At 66.4% G+C, this 16,304-nt stretch carries 20 protein-coding genes; 11 read left to right on the top strand and 9 right to left on the bottom strand.

Annotation, left to right across the window (positions count from 1 at the left end; translation table 11 throughout):
* Positions 1 to 120 precede the first annotated feature (120 nt).
* The 5 genes from glnA to ACHFFA_RS08220 form a co-directional block, all read right to left on the bottom strand.
* Positions 121 to 1,530 (bottom strand): type I glutamate--ammonia ligase, encoded by a 1,410-nt coding sequence (gene glnA / locus ACHFFA_RS08240; protein WP_394270367.1) that lies wholly within the window; start codon positions 1,528 to 1,530, stop codon positions 121 to 123.
* Positions 1,531 to 1,575: 45 nt separating this feature from the next.
* Positions 1,576 to 1,914, bottom strand: coding sequence for a P-II family nitrogen regulator (locus tag ACHFFA_RS08235; RefSeq protein WP_394270366.1), 339 nt, complete (start codon positions 1,912 to 1,914; stop codon positions 1,576 to 1,578).
* Positions 1,915 to 2,059: 145 nt separating this feature from the next.
* The gene (gene argC, locus ACHFFA_RS08230; RefSeq protein WP_394270365.1) at positions 2,060 to 3,001 is read right to left on the bottom strand and encodes an N-acetyl-gamma-glutamyl-phosphate reductase; all 942 of its coding nucleotides are present in this window, start codon (positions 2,999 to 3,001) and stop codon (positions 2,060 to 2,062) included.
* Positions 2,991 to 3,356 (bottom strand): hypothetical protein, encoded by a 366-nt coding sequence (locus tag ACHFFA_RS08225; RefSeq protein WP_394270364.1) that lies wholly within the window; start codon positions 3,354 to 3,356, stop codon positions 2,991 to 2,993. The genes argC and ACHFFA_RS08225 overlap by 11 nt, the downstream gene beginning before the upstream one ends.
* A 78-nt stretch (positions 3,357 to 3,434) precedes the next feature.
* A complete protein-coding gene (locus tag ACHFFA_RS08220; RefSeq protein ID WP_394270401.1) occupies positions 3,435 to 4,823 on the bottom strand; it encodes a leucyl aminopeptidase family protein in 1,389 nt (462 codons plus the stop codon).
* A 49-nt stretch (positions 4,824 to 4,872) separates the two neighbouring features.
* On the opposite strand from ACHFFA_RS08220, the gene ACHFFA_RS08215 reads away from it, so the two are divergent.
* Both ACHFFA_RS08215 and map read left to right on the top strand, forming a co-directional pair.
* Positions 4,873 to 5,646, top strand: a complete 774-nt coding sequence (locus tag ACHFFA_RS08215) for a DUF4163 domain-containing protein (RefSeq protein WP_394270363.1) — start codon at positions 4,873 to 4,875, stop codon at positions 5,644 to 5,646.
* Positions 5,647 to 5,686: 40 nt separating this feature from the next.
* Positions 5,687 to 6,514, top strand: a complete 828-nt coding sequence (gene map / locus ACHFFA_RS08210) for a type I methionyl aminopeptidase (RefSeq protein WP_394270362.1) — start codon at positions 5,687 to 5,689, stop codon at positions 6,512 to 6,514.
* A 4-nt stretch (positions 6,515 to 6,518) separates the two neighbouring features.
* Here map and ACHFFA_RS08205 read toward each other — a convergent pair whose 3' ends face one another.
* Both ACHFFA_RS08205 and ccmA read right to left on the bottom strand, forming a co-directional pair.
* Positions 6,519 to 7,172, bottom strand: coding sequence for a heme exporter protein CcmB (locus tag ACHFFA_RS08205; protein ID WP_394270361.1), 654 nt, complete (start codon positions 7,170 to 7,172; stop codon positions 6,519 to 6,521).
* Positions 7,169 to 7,747, bottom strand: coding sequence for a heme ABC exporter ATP-binding protein CcmA (gene ccmA, locus ACHFFA_RS08200; protein ID WP_394270360.1), 579 nt, complete (start codon positions 7,745 to 7,747; stop codon positions 7,169 to 7,171). Before ccmA ends, ACHFFA_RS08205 begins: the two co-directional genes overlap by 4 nt.
* Before the next feature lie 52 nt (positions 7,748 to 7,799).
* On the opposite strand from ccmA, the gene ACHFFA_RS08195 reads away from it, so the two are divergent.
* Positions 7,800 to 8,105, top strand: a complete 306-nt coding sequence (locus ACHFFA_RS08195; RefSeq protein WP_394270359.1) for a 4a-hydroxytetrahydrobiopterin dehydratase — start codon at positions 7,800 to 7,802, stop codon at positions 8,103 to 8,105.
* Here ACHFFA_RS08195 and ACHFFA_RS08190 read toward each other — a convergent pair.
* Together ACHFFA_RS08190 and ACHFFA_RS08185 are read right to left on the bottom strand one after the other, a co-directional pair.
* On the bottom strand, positions 8,102 to 8,908 hold the full coding sequence (locus tag ACHFFA_RS08190; protein ID WP_394270358.1) for an SDR family oxidoreductase: 807 nt from the start codon (positions 8,906 to 8,908) through the stop codon (positions 8,102 to 8,104). The genes ACHFFA_RS08195 and ACHFFA_RS08190 overlap by 4 nt on opposite strands.
* 16 nt (positions 8,909 to 8,924) lie before the next feature.
* Positions 8,925 to 9,542 carry a DNA-3-methyladenine glycosylase family protein gene (locus ACHFFA_RS08185; RefSeq protein ID WP_394270357.1) on the bottom strand — a complete coding sequence of 206 codons (618 nt, stop codon included), beginning with the start codon at positions 9,540 to 9,542 and terminating at the stop codon, positions 8,925 to 8,927.
* Between the two features lie 104 nt (positions 9,543 to 9,646).
* Here ACHFFA_RS08185 and ACHFFA_RS08180 point away from each other — a divergent pair, with 104 nt between their 5' ends.
* The 8 genes from ACHFFA_RS08180 to ACHFFA_RS08145 all read left to right on the top strand — a co-directional run bounded on the left by ACHFFA_RS08180 (position 9,647) and on the right by ACHFFA_RS08145 (position 16,211).
* Positions 9,647 to 9,964 (top strand): 2Fe-2S iron-sulfur cluster-binding protein, encoded by a 318-nt coding sequence (locus ACHFFA_RS08180; RefSeq protein ID WP_394270356.1) that lies wholly within the window; start codon positions 9,647 to 9,649, stop codon positions 9,962 to 9,964.
* A 41-nt stretch (positions 9,965 to 10,005) separates the two neighbouring features.
* Positions 10,006 to 11,025: a cysteine synthase A gene (locus tag ACHFFA_RS08175; RefSeq protein WP_394270355.1), complete on the top strand. Its 1,020-nt coding sequence runs from the start codon at positions 10,006 to 10,008 to the stop codon at positions 11,023 to 11,025.
* Between the two features lie 7 nt (positions 11,026 to 11,032).
* Positions 11,033 to 11,419, top strand: coding sequence for a hypothetical protein (locus ACHFFA_RS08170; RefSeq protein ID WP_394270354.1), 387 nt, complete (start codon positions 11,033 to 11,035; stop codon positions 11,417 to 11,419).
* Positions 11,397 to 12,149: a Gldg family protein gene (locus ACHFFA_RS08165; protein ID WP_394270353.1), complete on the top strand. Its 753-nt coding sequence runs from the start codon at positions 11,397 to 11,399 to the stop codon at positions 12,147 to 12,149. The genes ACHFFA_RS08170 and ACHFFA_RS08165 overlap by 23 nt, the downstream gene beginning before the upstream one ends.
* 426 nt (positions 12,150 to 12,575) lie before the next feature.
* Entirely contained in the window at positions 12,576 to 13,001 is a 426-nt protein-coding gene (locus ACHFFA_RS08160; RefSeq protein ID WP_394270352.1) for a division/cell wall cluster transcriptional repressor MraZ, read from the top strand.
* Complete coding sequence (gene rsmH / locus ACHFFA_RS08155; RefSeq protein WP_394270351.1) at positions 12,998 to 13,942, top strand: 16S rRNA (cytosine(1402)-N(4))-methyltransferase RsmH; 945 nt, start codon at positions 12,998 to 13,000, stop codon at positions 13,940 to 13,942. The genes ACHFFA_RS08160 and rsmH overlap by 4 nt, the downstream gene beginning before the upstream one ends.
* Entirely contained in the window at positions 13,942 to 14,460 is a 519-nt protein-coding gene (locus ACHFFA_RS08150; RefSeq protein ID WP_394270350.1) for a hypothetical protein, read from the top strand. Before rsmH ends, ACHFFA_RS08150 begins: the two co-directional genes overlap by 1 nt.
* 5 nt (positions 14,461 to 14,465) lie before the next feature.
* Positions 14,466 to 16,211 carry a peptidoglycan D,D-transpeptidase FtsI family protein gene (locus ACHFFA_RS08145; protein WP_394270400.1) on the top strand — a complete coding sequence of 582 codons (1,746 nt, stop codon included), beginning with the start codon at positions 14,466 to 14,468 and terminating at the stop codon, positions 16,209 to 16,211.
* Positions 16,212 to 16,304: the final 93 nt, after the last annotated feature.

The raw sequence follows: 16,304 nt of genomic DNA, 5'->3' as shown, positions 1-16,304 counted from the left end.
TGCGTCAGTGCGGCGGGCGGTGTCCTTTGTCGATTGTCGGGCGGGACGGTGACGAAGCCCCCGGCATCGCAGGCGCCGAGGGGGGCGCACCCCCCGGCTGCCCGCGGCCTTCGCATGTGATCAGGCGCTGTAGTACATATCAAATTCGACTGCGCAGGGGGTCATTTCCATCCGCTTCACCTCGTCCCATTTCAGCTCGCAATAGGAGTCGATCTGGTCCTTGGTGAAGACGTCCCCGCGCAACAGGAACTCGTTGTCTGCGGCCAGCGCCTCGAGCGCTTCGCGCAGCGATCCGCACACGGTCGGCACGTCGGCCAGTTCCGCCGGGGGCAGATCGTAGAGGTTCTTGTCCATCGCCTCGCCCGGGTGAATCTTGTTCTGGATTCCGTCGAGCCCGGCCATCAGCAGCGCCGCATAGGCGAGATACGGGTTGGCCATCGCGTCCGGGAACCGGAACTCGACCCGCTTGGCCTTGTCGCCCGCGCCATAGGGGATGCGGCAGCTGGCCGAACGGTTGCGCGCCGAATAGGCTAGGAGAACCGGTGCCTCGAACCCCGGAACCAGCCGCTTGTAGCTGTTGGTGGTGGGGTTGGTGAAGGCGTTCAGCGCCTTGGCATGCTTGATCACCCCGCCGATGTAATAGAGGCAGTTTTCCGATAGCCCGCCATACTGGTTGCCGGCGAAGGTCGGCTTGCCGCCGTCCCAGATCGACATGTGGACGTGCATGCCCGAACCGTTATCGTCACGGATCGGCTTGGGCATGAAGGTCGCGGTCTTGCCGTAGATGTGCGCGACCTGATGGACCACATACTTGTAGATCTGCATGTTGTCGGCGGTTTCGACCAGGGTGCTGAAGGTCAGCCCCAGTTCGTGCTGCGCAGCGGCCACTTCATGGTGATGCTTGTCGCAATCGAGGCCCATCTCGATCATGGTCGAGACCATCTCGCCGCGGATATCGACGCCGCTGTCAACCGGAGCGACGGGGAAATAGCCCCCCTTCGCGCGCGGGCGATGCGCCATGTTGCCCGCTTCGTATTCGCGGCCGGTATTGGTCGGCAGTTCGATATCGTCGAGGCGGAAGCCCGATGCGGCGTATCCATCCTCGAACCGGACGTCGTCGAACATGAAGAATTCGGCCTCCGGGCCGACATAGATCGTATCGCCGATCCCGGTGGTCTTGAGATAGGCCTCGGCCCGCTTGGCCGTGGTGCGCGGATCGCGCGCGTACCAGTCACCCGTGGACGGTTCGACGATGTCGCAGAAAACGATCAGCATGGGTTCGGCGCTGAAGGGATCGACATACACCCGATCGAGGTCGGGTTTCAGAATCATGTCGGATTCGTTGATGACCTTCCACCCGGCGATCGACGAGCCATCGAACATCAGGCCGTCTTCCAGCTGATCTTCATCGAGCGTCCTGGCGACCATGGTCAGGTGCTGCCACTTGCCCTTGGGGTCGGTGAAGCGCAGGTCCACCCATTCGATCCCCTCGTCCGCGATCCGTTCGATGATGTCCTTTGGTTCGGCCATGATGTCCTCCGTGAGATAGGTGGCTGGCGCTGCCTCTTGCGCCGGTTAGATTGCGTCCTCGTCACGCTCGCCGGTACGGATGCGCATTGCGCCTTCGACCTGCGAGACGAAAATCTTGCCATCGCCGATCCGGCCGGTCTGCGCCGCAGCGGCGATGGCCTCGACCACCCGGTCGGCAAGATCGTCCGTGACGACGACCTCGAGCTTCACCTTGGGCAGGAAATCGACGACATATTCAGCCCCGCGATAAAGCTCGGTATGGCCTTTCTGCCGGCCGAACCCCTTGGCTTCGAGCACGGTGATCCCGGATACGCCGACATCGTGCAGCGCCTCCTTCACCTCGTCGAGCTTGAACGGCTTGATGATGGCTTCGATCTTCTTCACCCGGTCTCATCCCTCATCAAACGGCGTCGCCAAAGTCCGTAGCTGCCGACTCGGCCGGCCGGCCGCGAGCACTTGTGTCTTGTGCCGTGCCGGGCAGGCCCCGCCAACCATCATATCGCACCTGCACAAAAACCGTGCACGGCCTTCATCGCGTCGCCGGCAGTCGCAGCCCGCTCGTCTCGGGCAGCCCGCACATCAGGTTGAGAGACTGGATCGCGGCGCCGGCGGCACCCTTGCCGAGATTGTCCAGCCGGGCGACGAGCCTCGCATGCCACCCGCCCTCGTTGCCGAAGACGAACAGTTCCATGCCGTCATCGGGCGCGCCGTCCCGTTCCAGCACGAGTTCGTCGATGCCCTCGCTATCGACGACTAGGACCAATGGGGCATCGGCATAGAACGTCTTCAGGGCTTCAGTCAGGGACGCTGCCGTGACCTCGCCAGTCATGGCGCCAAGGTGAAGCGGCACCTCCACGATCATTCCGCGGTAGGCCGGGACGACGGAGGGGGCGAAGATCACCCCGTGCGCGAGTCCGGCGTGAGCTTTCATTTCCGCACGATGCTTGTGCGTCATGTCGTAACCATAGGCGCGATAGGCGGGGGCATCGGGCTGGCCGAACCGCGCGATCAGGGGCTTGCCGCCGCCCGAATAGCCGCTGACCGCATTGACCGTGTAGGGCCAGTCCGCGGGCAGCAGGCCGCTGCGGACGAGGGGCGCGACCAAGGCGAGAAAGCCTGTGGGATAACAGCCTGGGTTGGAAACCCGCGTGGCACGCGCGACCACGTCGGCACCGCACAGTTCGGGAAAGCCATAGGTCCAGCCCGGGGCCACGCGGTGCGCGCTTGATGCGTCGATCACCTTCACACGCGATTGCGGATCGATCATCGCCACCGCCTCGCGTGCGGCATCGTCGGGCAGGCACAGGATGGCGATGTCGGCTGAATTCAAGGCATCGGCACGGGCGCGGGCGTCCTTGCGTCGGTCGTCATCGAGGGTGATCAGGGCAAATTCGGCACGGTCTTCGAGCCGCACCGCGATCTCGAGGCCCGTGGTCCCGGCCGCACCGTCGATGAAAACCTTATGCGGCATCTTCGCCGGGCGCGCCGGGCGAAAGGGCCTCGGTCAGCACATAGCCGCTCGGCCCGTCCGGCCCGCACGCGATCCACGACCATCGTCCCGCACTGTCGAGCAATTCGACCGGCGTACCGGCGGGCAGGACTGCCCCATCCGCGCCGTCCTCGCGCATGGCGAGCTTGAGCGTTACGTCCTTCGTCCCGATGACGCGGGGCAGGGGCACGACATAATGGGCGGCAAGATACCGGTTGGCGAGTGCGATATGCGCCAGATCGCCGCGCAACGGCAGCGTTCCCGGCTCCGGCTTTTCGACCGGGCCATTCAGACCAACGATACCTTGCGGAAGTGGATAGCGCGGCTCTTCGCTCACCGTACTTGTGGATGCCCTTCGTTGCGGATGGGGGCGCTTACCCGCCCTGCCGCGATCCGGCAAGGGAGCGGCGGCGGGTTATGCCGCAGCGTAACGCTTCTGCAGCATGTGCCACGCGGCCCGCAGGCCCAGCGCCTCGCCGCCCTTGGGCCGGCCGGGCTTGCCGGACGGGCGCCAGGCATAGGTATCCAGATGCACCCAGTCGAGGCCCGGCGCGACGAACTTGTCGAGGAACAGTCCGGCCACGCTGGCGCCGGCAAAGCCGTTGGTGTGGTTGTTGCCGGTATCGGCGATATCGGACGAGAGCCACTCGGCATAGGCTTCGGGCAGCGGCAGGCGCCAGACCTGATCGTCGCACGCCTTGCCCGCTGCAATCAGCGCGTCGGCGGTTTCGTCCTTCCGCGCCATCAGCGCAGGCAGGTCCGGACCCAGCGCCACCCGGGCCGCGCCGGTCAGGGTGGCGAAGTCGAGAACCAGATCGGGACTCTCCTCGCTGGCGCGGGTCAATGCGTCGGCCAGGATCAGGCGCCCTTCGGCATCGGTATTGCCGATTTCGACCGTCAGCCCCTTGCGGCTTTTCAGCACGTCGCCCGGGCGGAAGGCGTTGCTGCTGATCGCGTTCTCGACCGCCGGGACCAGCAGGTGAAGGCGCACCTTGAGCTTGGCCTGCATGATCAGCTGCGCCAACGCGATGGCATGGGCGGCCCCGCCCATGTCCTTTTTCATCAGCAGCATCCCGCTGGCGTTCTTGATGTCGAGCCCGCCGCTGTCGAAAACCACCCCCTTGCCGACCACGGCCAGCACCGGATCGGCAGGCTCGCCCCAGGTCAGGTGAAGGAGGCGGGGTGCATGGCTGCGCGCCGCGGCGCGGCCGACGGCGTGGACCATCGGATAGTCCTGTTCCAGCCGATCGCCGCGGACCACCTCCAGCCTGCCGCCGTGCGCTTGCGCCAGCCGCTCGAATTCGGCTTCGAGCGCGGCGGGCCCCATGTCTTCGGCCGGCGTGTTGACCAGATCGCGGACCAGACACACCGCCCCCGCTTCGGCGATCGCAGGCGCGATCCGTGCCGCCTCGCGCGTCAGCAGGATACGCTTGCCCGGGGCGTCCTCGTCCTTCTTGTAGCGATCGAACTGATATTGCGCCGTCTGCCAGCCATGCAGCGCCGGGCCGGGATCGCCGTTCGCGAGGCGGTACGTTCCGGCGGGGAGGAATTCCGCAAGCTTGGCCATGCACCAGCTCGACAGGCTGGCGACATTGGCAACACCGCCGACCGCGAACCAGCCATCCCTGTCGGGCACGATGGCGGTCTGGTAGCCACCGCCGGCGAAGCGCTGCGCCGCCAGCGCCGCCTGCTGCCCCGGCGCCAATGCCTTGATGAAATCATCGACAGTGGATTTATCGACCAGGTGCAAGGCGGTCGCTTCCTGACCGCGGTCGGCTTCGATAAGATGGGGAATGCCGGCCATCGGTGCTGCGTCGTCCTCGATTATGGTGCGCCGGGCGAAAGGAGCCCTCATGCGATACGCCATCTTGATGATTTTGCTGACCCTGTCGAGCGTCTCGTGCGGGCCGCCGCCGGTGGCAAGCCCATCCGCCCTGCCGCCGCAGCCGGTCCGGTTCGAAAGCAAAGCCAGCAAGGGCGACGGCAGTCGGATGTTCGTCTACAGCTGGCCTGCCGAAGTCGCCGCCGAGCCCAACCTTGCCTCCTTCCTGCTGCGCGAACGGACCCGCTTGCTTGCCGAACAGGAAGCCGAATGGGACGCTGCGCTGCGCGATGCGCCGGCGGGCTGCGTCTCGTGCCAGATGCGCGAATTGCGCAAGGAATGGTCGGTCCTGGGCGACGTTCCTGCCTTCCTCAGCCTTGCAGCCGATATCTATCAGTACACGGGCGGCGCCCACGGGATGAGCCACCGGCAGTCTCTGGTATGGGATCGGGCCGCGGGGGAGCCGCGCGAGGCGATCGACCTGTTTGTCTCACCCGCCGTGCTGCAGGACGCGATTGGTCCGGCGCTGTGCGCGGCGCTCGATGCCGAACGGGGCACCCGGCGGGGGATGCCGGCAAGCCGCACAAATCGGGAATGGCCGAACCAGTGCCCGGCCCTGGACGAGGCGAGCGTCCTCGTGGCGTCGTCGCAAGGCAAAACGTTCGACCGGATCGCGATCTATTTCGGACCCTATGTCGCCGGACCCTATGCCGAGGGGGCTTACGAACTCGTCTTTCCGGTGGACGCGGCGATCACCTCCGCGGTGAAGCCTGCATTCCGGACCGCGTTCGCCGCCCCGCGGTGAACCCTCGCAATCCGGCACTGCCTTCGCTATCTCGGGCGACATGACAGAATATCAGGTTATCGACGGTAACGAGACCGTCTTGCGCGATGGCACCATCAAGCTGCACGGCCCGGAGGCCTTCGAGGGGATGCGCCGCGCCGGACGGCTGGCTGCCGAAATTCTCGACGAGCTGGCCGGTTTCGTGGCGCCCGGCATCACCACCGGCGCGATCGACGATCTCGTCCGCACGATGACGCTGGATGCAGGCGCGGTCCCGGCGACGATGGGGTATCGCGGCTATGCCCATAGCTGCTGCACCTCGATCAACCATGTCATCTGCCACGGTATTCCGGGCGACAAACCGCTGAAGGACGGGGATATCGTCAATATCGACGTGACCCCCCTGCTCGACGGCTGGCACGGCGATAGCAGCCGCATGTATCTGGTCGGCGACGTGCCGCTCAAGGCCCGGCGGCTGGTCGACGTGACCTACGAATGCCTGATGCTGGGCATCGAGGCCGCTGGCAAGCCGGGGGCGCGGCTGGGCGACATCGGTGCGGTGATCGAGGATCATGCGCGGCAGCACCGCTATGGCGTGGTGCAGGAGTTCTGCGGCCATGGTCTTGGCCGACTGTTCCACGATGCCCCCGAAGTGGTCCATACCGGCCGGGCGGGGACGGGGCCGCTGCTGAAGCCCGGCATGTTCTTCACCATCGAGCCGATGATCAATCTTGGCCGTCCTCATGCCAAGCTGCTCGGCGACGGGTGGACCGCCGTTACTCGGGACAAGAGCCTGAGCGCGCAGTTCGAGCATTCGGTCGGAATCACCGAGGACGGGCTTGAAATCTTCACCCTCAGCCCGAAAGGCTTGCACAAGCCGCCTTATTGACGGTTCAGGCGTCGCGCGCCGCACGGATCGCGGCGCCGGCGGCCAATGGGGCGACCGCGCACAGGCCAAGGCTGATGGCGCAGGTCAGCAACAGGCCGCCGGCTTCCGGCTGGGAGAGTGCGCCCGCTCCGAAGATCAGCAAGGGCACGGCGAGCGGGATGACCATCAGCCCGGCAAGGGCCGCCCCGCCGCGCAGACTCGCCGTCAGTGCCGCCACCGCAAGGCCTACCGCCGCCAGCCCCGGGGTGCCCGCGAGCAACCCGAGCAGCACGGTGCGCAGCGTCTCTCCTGAAAGGCCGAGCAAGGCCGCAGCGGGAACCGCCGCGATCAGCAGCAGCGGTCCGAAGGCGAGCCAATGCGCAACAAGGCGCGACACCATCGCCCATTCCTCGCTGATCCCGCGCAGCGCCAGCTGATCGAAGACGCCCGCCTCGAGATCGCCGGTGACCAGCCGTTCGAGCGGGAGGATCGCGGCAAGCAGCGCCGCCACCCAGATCACCCCCCCTCCGGTTCGCGCCAGCAGCTCAGGCTCGGGGCCCACCGCGAACGGGTACAGCATGGCGACCGCAAGGAAGAACAACAGCGGCAGCACGCCCGCCCCGCCGCGCCCGCCGGGGAGCAGCAGGCCGAGGTCGCGGCGTAGCAGGCGGCTCATCATGCCGCGAAATCCCGTAGGTGTATGGCGCGCAGGCCGGGCAGGCCGAGCGGTTGGTGCGAGGCGATGACGGCTGTGCCGCCGCCCGCGCAATGTTCCGCCACCAACCCGGCGATCAGGGCGCGCGCCGGCTCGTCGAGCCCCGACAATGGTTCGTCCAGCAGCCACAGCGGCGCCTTTTGCCCGAGCACCCGGGCCATCATCGCCCGCTTGCGCTGACCGGTGGACAGATAGCGCACGGGCACCTGTGCGAGGTGTTCGAGGTCGAGCGGGCCCATCGCCGCGCCAGGTTCAGCGCCATCCAGCCCGCACCAGAACCCGAGTGCCCGGCCCAGCGGAAGGTTCGCATCGAGCGCAAGCCGCTCGTCCAGCAGCGCGGCGGGGCCTGTGCGCACGATCGTTCCGGCAAAGGGCGTCAGCAGGCCGGCACACAGCCGCAGGAGGCTGGATTTGCCCACCCCGTTATCGCCAAGAACCTGAACCGCCTCTCCCTCGTGACAGGCGAAGCCGAGGCCCCTGAACAACAGTCGGTCACCGCGCCGGCAGGCAAGGTCGGTCACGGCGAGACGGGGTTGCATAGCGGCGGTCGTTAGGCAAAAGCGGCCTCCGCCACAAGCAAGGGAGAGCGCTGTGTCGGTGGAGCAATTGTCGGACGAGGAGCGGCAGAGTTGGCTGCAGGCGCTGCCGCAGTGGTCGCTGGCGCGCGAAGGTGCGGCCATCACCCGGTCGTTCGTCTTCGCCGATTTCGAGGAAGCCTTCGCCTTCATGACCCGCGTCGCGCTGATCGCGGAGAAGCGCGATCATCATCCGGAATGGTTCAACGTCTACAACAAGGTGGACATCACGTTGACGACGCATGACGCGGGCGGCCTTTCGCTGCGCGACGTCAAGATGGCGCGCAAGATCGACGCCCTGCCGGGCGCGGCCCCCGCCTAGCGGCCCATCGGCCGGGCCGACGACCGCATTTCGCGCCGGAGACGCGCCGGTAGCCAGCGGCTGGCGAAAGCGAGCCGCCGGGCAGTGGCGCCGACCCGGGTGTGCAGACGGTCCCCATGAACCGCCTGCCATGCCGCCTCGGCGACTTCGGTCACAGGCGTGATCTCCAGCCCGGCATCGCGCACCCGCTGGCGGATCGCCTCGTTGCTTTGCGCGTTGGGCGAATGGTCGAGCAACGGCGTCTCGATGAAACCTGGCATCAGCGAGCGTACTGCGATACCGTCAGCGGCCCATTCGCCGTCAAGGCTTTCGGTGATGGCGCGCACGCCGAACTTCGTGGCCGAATAGACGCTGGCGCCCGGCGTGCCGTAGATGCCCGCCGCGCTGGAGATGTTGAGCAGACACGACCCCGGGGCCGTTCGCTGAAGATACGGATAAGCCGCCTGCGCGCCGAACAGGACGCCCTTGAGATTGATATCGAGACACCGCTCGATCTCATCGACGCTGTTCTCGACAAGCCCGCCGCCAAGGGGGATGCCGGCGTTGTTGACCACTGCATCGATCCGCCCGCCCGCGGCGATCGCCAGCGCTTCCAGGGCTTCGTCCCACGCCCCCCGGTCACGCACGTCGAGCCGGTGGGAATAGACAAAGCCGTGGCCGATCGCGTTTTCGGTTTCGCGCATTCCCGGCTGATCGATGTCGCCGATGCCGACGAACCAGCCGCGCTGCCCGAACAGCGTGGCGATGGCGCGGCCGATGCCCGAGGCCCCGCCGCTGATGAAGATGGTCTTGCGCTCGTTCATCGGTTCAGCTCTCCCCTCAGAGTGCCGGGTTGCCATAGACGTGCCAGGTGAAGATCGCCATCGCACCGCGCCGGGGGCGCCATGGTTGGGCCAGACTGCGGGTTTCGGCCTCGCTCGGCCGTTCGGCGAGGCCGCACAGCTTGCCGCAGGCCTGCTGCACCGCCAGATCGCCTGCCGGCCAGATATCGGGCCTGCCCTCGGCGAACAGCAGATAGATTTCGGCCGACCAGCGCCCGATGCCCTTGATCTTCGTCAGTTCGGCGATCGCCGCCTCGTCGTCGGACGGCAGATCGACGAAATCGACCACGTTGGTATCGACCAGTTCGCACAGGCTGCGGACATAGCCCTGCTTTTGCCGCGACAGGCCGCAGGCGCGCAACTCGTCGAAGTCGCGGGCAAGAAGGTCGGCCGGCGCGAAATCCTTGCCCAGCGTCTGTTCGAGCCGCGCCCAGGTCGAGGCGGCGGAGGCGACGCTGACCTGCTGCCCGATGATGGTGCGCAACATCGTGTGATAGCCGGCCGGATGAAGGCGCGGTTCGGGATAGCCGCAGCGTTCAAGCGCCGTCGCCACCGCGGGATGGTGTGCGGCGACCGCATCGAGATCGCGGTGCAGTCTTTCCCTGGTCAATCCCACTGTCGCTGCCTCGCTCTTCGCCGCCTTGCCTAACCTGCCGCGATTGAATAGCAGCCGCGCACATAGGGCCCGCCCGCCGGGCAAGGCAATCGAGGACAGCACACATGCCCAAGCTTATCGTCACCAGCCGCAACGGCGAGACCTCCGAAATCGCGGTCGGCGACGGTCTGACGGTGATGGAAGCGATCCGCGACAACGGGTTCGACGAACTGCTGGCCCTGTGCGGTGGCTGCTGTTCCTGCGCGACCTGCCATGTCCACGTCGATCCGGCCTTTTTCGACAGCCTTCCGGCGATGAGCGAGGACGAGGACGATCTGCTTGAATCGAGCGATCACCGCGCGGCCACCTCGCGCCTTTCCTGCCAGATCCCGTTCACCGATGCGCTTGATGGTCTGAAGGTTGCGATTGCACCGGAAGACTGACAGCGGTTGTGGCGGGCGGCAGCTGACCTTACTTGGCGGACATGACCGTACCTCCGCCTTGCCCTGATACACTCGCCCTTATCGGCAACACGCCGCTCGTCCATCTCAAGGGGCCAAGCGAGGCGGCAGGGGCCGACATCTTCGGCAAGTGCGAATTTGCCAACCCGGGCGCCTCGGTGAAGGACCGCGCCGCGCTTAACATCATTCGCGATGCCGAGGCCCGCGGGGCCCTGCAACCCGGCGGTACGGTGGTCGAGGGGACGGCGGGCAATACCGGTATCGGTATCGCGCTGGTCGCCAATGCGCTGGGATACCGAACGATCATCGTCATGCCCGACAATCAGTCGGCCGAGAAGATGGCCACCTTGCGCGCGCTGGGCGCGCAACTGGTGACGGTGCCGCCGACCAAGTTCGCCGACCCGAACCATTTCGTCCATACCTCACGGCGGCTGGCCGAGCAGACCCCGGGGGCGGTCTGGGCCAACCAGTTCGACAACCAGGCCAACCGTGCTGCCCATATCGAGGGGACGGCGACGGAACTGTGGCAGCAGATGGACCACCGGATCGACGGCTTTACCTGCGCTGCCGGGACCGGGGGGACCATCGCCGGGGTCGGCATCGGCCTCAAGCGGTACGATCCCGCTATCACCATCGCGCTGACGGACCCGCATGGCGCGGCCCTGTACGAATACTATGCCCATGGCGAACTTCGGAGCGAGGGGAACTCGGTCGCGGAAGGGATCGGGCAGGGGCGGATCACCGGCAACCTTCAAGATGCGCCGATCGATACGCAGTTCAGGATCGCGGACGAAGAGGGCCTTGACTGGGTGGCAAGGCTGCTGCGCGAAGAGGGGCTTTGCCTCGGCTTGTCGAGCGGTATCAACGTGGCAGGGGCCGTTGCCCTGGCTTCCGAGCTCAAGGCGCGGGGCGTCGAGCGGCCGCGGGTGGCGACGATCCTGTGCGATACCGGTTTCCGTTATCTCTCGACCCTCTACAATCCTGCCTGGCTGGCCGAAAAGGGGCTGCCGGTCTTCGACTGGCTGCCTCGACCGGAGGAGTGATCGCACGATGATGAAACTGTCGCAATTTGGCCGGTCCTACGACATGACCCGGCCGGCCGACAACGGGGACTATACCGAAGGCCTGCCGCGCGAAACCCGGCGCCACATGATCCAGCGCTTGCAGATCGGCGCCATCGGGGTGGTGCTGATGGTGCTGCTGGTAGGACTGGCCAGCGTCATCCAGAACCGGGCAGCCCAGGCGGAAGGGACCAACCTTCCTGCAACCGTACCCGCGGCCAAGCAGGGCGCCGCTCCGCCGGTTGCCAGCGATCCCCTGGTCGAAGCCGGCGTTGTTCCCGACATGCCCAGCGAAACACCCGAAACCGCATCCACGTTGTCGCCCGCTCCCGTCCCGGAACAGGGGGCCGGAGGTGCCAATCCGCCGGCGAACTGAACGGATCGTCGCAGCGCTTGCCGGCGCGGTGATGCTGGCCGGCTGCAACGGCGCATCGAACGAGAAGGCGGCGAGCGAGGAGCGGCCTCCGCTGGGCCTGTTCACGACCTTGCCCATCTATTGGGGCGAGGTGCGCGACGTCACCGCGATGCTGGACACTGGGGCTGCACCGCATTGGGCCCGGACCGCGCTCGAGGAAGATTACCGCTTGGTCCCGCTGGATGTCCTGACGCCGCAGACGCTGGCCGATGTCGATCGCCTGCTGCTCGCCCAGCCGCGTGCGCTGGCGCCGGAGGAAAACGTCGCGCTCGATACCTGGGTTCGGGACGGGGGAGAGGTGCTTGTGCTTGCCGATCCGATGCTGGTGCAGGAATCGGCTTTCCCGATCGGAGACAAGCGCCGTCCGCAGGACGTGGTCCTTCTTTCGCCCATTCTCGCCCGTTGGGGGCTCGATCTTCGGTTCGACGAGAGACAGGGCGAGGCTGAGCGCACCGTCACCAGCGACGGCATCGCCCTTCCCGTCGCCATGGCGGGGCTGCTGGTTCCAAGGCCGCCCGCCGGCGGGCAGGGGCAATGCACAGTGGGCGTCGCGGGCTTGATCGCCAGCTGCGCCATCGGTGACGGGCGGGCCGTCGTCGTGGCCGATGCCGACCTGCTCGATCAGCGACGAAACAGCGCGACCTCGCGCGAGGCGCTTTCCGCCCTGACAGAGCGCGCCTTCGCCGATTAGCCGCGGTCCGGTTGGATCGGGGATAATACGGGAAAACGTCCTTCTGCCGGATAGGGGCCCTTTAACCCATGGCGAAAAGTCGCATGTATCGGCCGATTCTGCCGAGGGGTGGGTAGGATTTCGTTAACGTTTGTTTGCATCGCCCTTTCGGAAAAATCTCTAATTCTCAAATATCTAAATCATTTTCCCGTAAAATCCCGTGAAAATCCCTTCCATCCCGTCTGCGTTTTGGATAAGGTCCTTGGCATCGGACAGAAGATGTCTTCGCGCACTGCGTTTTCCGCGGTGAGCTGCCGGTCTGCGGACCGGGGGGCGGGGAGATCGTGTCCGGGTTAGGCGTGCAACGTATGGCCGGGGACGGGGCAGGTGCAATTCGGAGGTTACAGCGGACAAGCCTATTCGCCAGCAGGCGATAAGGGCCGCTATGTGCTTCCGCCCCTGTTCCGCAAGGCGGTCAAGGACAGTAGCGATGGCCGCGTCCTGTGCCTGATGAAGCACGACAAGTGGGATTGCCTGGTCGGCTTCGGCACCAGCCGCAAGGGCGAGCTCGACGAGCAGCTGGACCGCGAAGAAGAAAAGCACCTTCGGCTTGGCAAGGACTTCGACCGGGATACCCGGGCCAGCCAGCTGTTCGGATTTCAGGAAATGCCGTTCGACGATAGCGGTCGCTTCGTCATGCCGGAGCATCTGCGGTTGCTTGGCCGGATCGAGGACGGCCTTTATTTCCAGGGTGCCGGACGCTTCTTCACCCTCTGGAACCCGGACGAACTGGCCAAGATGGGTGACGAATGGGCAGGGGCGAAGGCCGCCTGCGCCAGCTTCCTCGCCGAAGCGAAGGCCAAGAGCAAATGAGCGCGGCCGCCGCACCCCACATCCCCGTGCTGCTCGACGAGGTGGTTGCCGCGCTCGATCCGCGGCCGGGCGATGTCGTGATCGACGCGACCTTCGGTGCGGGCGGCTATACCCGTGCGCTGCTCGACAAGGGGGCGACCGTGCATGCCTTCGACCGTGATCCCGACGCGATCGACGCCGGCCGCCAATGGCCCGAGACGGGGGAAAACCCGCCGCGGCTTATTCTTTATCCGCACCGTTTCTCCGAAATGCTTGACGTCATGACGTCGGCCGGAGTGGCGCGAGTCGACGCGGTGGTGATGGATATCGGGGTCTCGTCCATGCAGCTCGATCAGGCCCGGCGGGGCTTCGCCTTCTCGGTCGAGGGGCCGCTGGACATGCGCATGAGCCAGGCGGGCGAAAGTGCCGCGGACTTTCTCAACGACGCGGACGAAGAGGTGATCGCGGACGTCATCTATCGCTATGGCGAGGAACGCCAGTCGCGCCGCATCGCACGGGCGATCGTGGCCGCACGCCCGCTGGAGACGACGGGGCAGCTGGCCCAGATCGTGCGCAAGGCGCTGGGTCACCGGCAAGGTGCGCCCAAGGATCCTGCCACCCGGACTTTCCAAGCCATCCGCATTCACGTGAACGGCGAGCTCGACGAACTGTCCCAAGCCTTGTCGGCTGCCGAACACCTGCTGCGCGAAGGGGGCCGCCTCGCGGTGGTCAGCTTCCACAGCCTCGAAGACCGGATCGTCAAGCGCTTCCTGCGCGAGGCGTCCGCTACCCAGAACGCCTCGCGTCATGTCCCCATGGCAGTGCATGGCGATCCGGTCTTCACCAGGGTGTCCCGGGCGATCAAGCCCGGCGATGCGGAACTCGCCCGCAATCCGCGCGCGCGTTCGTCGGTCCTGCGTCATGCCCTGCGGACCGCCGCACCGGCGCGGGAGGCGGCGTGATGACTGCCAACGCCCGCATGCTCCAGATCGGCTGGCTGGTCGTCCTTTCGCTGGGCTTTGCTGCGCTGCTCGCGCTGACCTTCAAGGTCAACGCGGTCAAGGGCCAGGTCCGCCTGGTCGAACGCGATATCATCGAGGCGCAGTACGCGCGGCTGATGCTCGAAACCGAATTCCAGACCCGGGCCAGCCAGCAGCAGCTGGCCGACTGGAATGCGGTAGAGTTCGGGTACAGCGCACCGCGAGCCGATCAGTACGTCGAGCACGAACGGCAACTGGCTGCGCTCGGCGTGCCGCGAGGCAAGAATGCCCCCAATCCGATCCGGTTCGCCATGGCGCGCAAGCCGGTCGCCGAAGATACCACCCTGCTACCGGACTGGCTGGGCGACGAGGACGCCCCCGCCGGCGATGACGCCGAGGCCCGCCCGGCACCGGCGGCATCGCGGGGAGGAACGCTGGCGGAGCGTCTGGCCCGGCCCAATGCCACCGCGCTCGCCGCGGCAGCCGAGTTCAGCCAGTGAACGCGATGAACCCGTGGCACCACGGTGCCGCGCCGATCAGCACCGCTGTCGCCAGCGGACGTGTGCAACTGGTCAGCATCCGGCAGGGTGCGGTGGCGCAGGCGCGTCTGCGGATTATCTGGTTGAGCCTCGCCTTTGCCTTCATCATCCTGGTTGCGATGCTGCGTATCGCCTATCTCGGCATGGGCGGGGAAACCACCCGGGCGACTTCGCTGGAAGAGGCCTTGCTGCCGACCCGCGGCGAGATCGTCGACCGCAACGGCGTGCCGCTGGCACGGGCGTTCCCGGCCTATGCGCTGTGGTTCAATCCCGAGGCGCTCGGCCCGGGCAGCGACCCGCTGGTCCGGTCGCCCGACGTCGTCGCGGCCAAGCTGAAGGCGATCTTCCCCGATCTCGACGAAGGGCGCATCGAGGCCCAGCTAGCCAGCGGCCGGCAAGGCTACATCCGCCGGCGTCTGCTGCCCGAAGAGGCCAACCGGGTCCAGGATATCGGCGAGCTCGCGCTCGAGATGCCGATGGAGAACGACCGGCACTATCCGCAGGGTTCGATGGGCGCACATGTGCTTGGCTATGTCGGGGCGGACGGCAAGGGCCGCGTTGGCATGGAGCAGGTACTCGACGCCGAGCTGACCGATCCTGCGCGGCGCGGCACGCCGCAAACGCTTTCGATCGACGTGCGGGTGCAGGGCGCGCTCGAGGATGAACTGCGCCGCGGCATGAAGCTGACCGATGCCCAGGGCGCCGCCGGCATCGTGCTCGATGTCGATACCGGCGAGGTGCTTGCGCTTGCCAGCCTGCCCGAATTCGATCCCAACAAGATCGACAAGCGCGGGCAGGAACTGATGTTCAATCGCGTGACCAATCAGGTCTACGAGCTCGGCTCGACCTTCAAGCCCCTGTCTGTTGCTGCAGCGATCGATGCCGGAACGGTGCGCGATTTCGGGCGGCGCTACGATGCCTCGCCGGTCAAGGTGGGACGATTCTCGATCAAGGACAGCCATGCAATGGGTCCGACGCTCAACGTGGTGGAAACGCTGATCCATTCGTCCAACACCGTCACCGCCCGTATCGCCGACGAACTGGGGCCGGAACGGCTGCGCCAGACGATGATCGATCTCGGCATGAACGAGCGCCCGTATATCGAGCTTCCGGCCAAGGGCTTTCCGCTTTGGCCCGGCGAGAAATGGCCGCGCCTGCGCAGCATGACGGTGAGCTATGGCCACGGTATCGCGGTCACCCCGCTGCATCTGGCGAGCGCCTATGCCGCGATGGTCAACGGCGGAATCTGGCGTCCCGCCACGCTGCACCGGCTGGCCCCGGGCGACGTGCCGCAGGGCCGCCGGGTCTTCAAGGCGTCGACTTCCAGCCGCATGCGCCAGCTGATGCGCGCGATCTCGATCTACGGCACCGGGCGCAATGGCGATGCGCCCGGGTACCGGGTGGGGGGCAAGACCGGTTCGGCGGAAAAGCCGGGGGTCGGCGGATACCGGCGCTCGGCCCTGGTCAGCACCTTTGCCGCGGCATTTCCGATGGATCGCCCGCGCTATGTGGTCATTGCCATGCTCGACGAGCCGCGGGGAACGATTGCCTCCAGCTTTCAGCGCACGGCGGCCTGGAATGCCGCGCCGATCGTCGGCCGGCTGGTTCCCCGCATCGGCCCGCTGATCGGCGTGCGTCCCGACGACAGCCGCGATATCGATATTTCCTCTATCACCCCGCTCATCCCCGAAGCGCGCAAGGGGACCGAGTAGGTGAAGCTCGCCAGATTGTGCGATGGCGCCGGCATCGCGTGCCCCGCCGGCGATGCCGGATCGGTCAGCGTAAGCGGCTTTGCGATCGATCAC

The sequence above is a fragment of the Qipengyuania sp. genome (assembly GCF_043423005.1).
GTDB lineage: Bacteria > Pseudomonadota > Alphaproteobacteria > Sphingomonadales > Sphingomonadaceae > Qipengyuania.
Note: the sequence above shows the minus strand (reverse complement) of the source record. Positions and strands in the feature narration are given on the sequence as shown.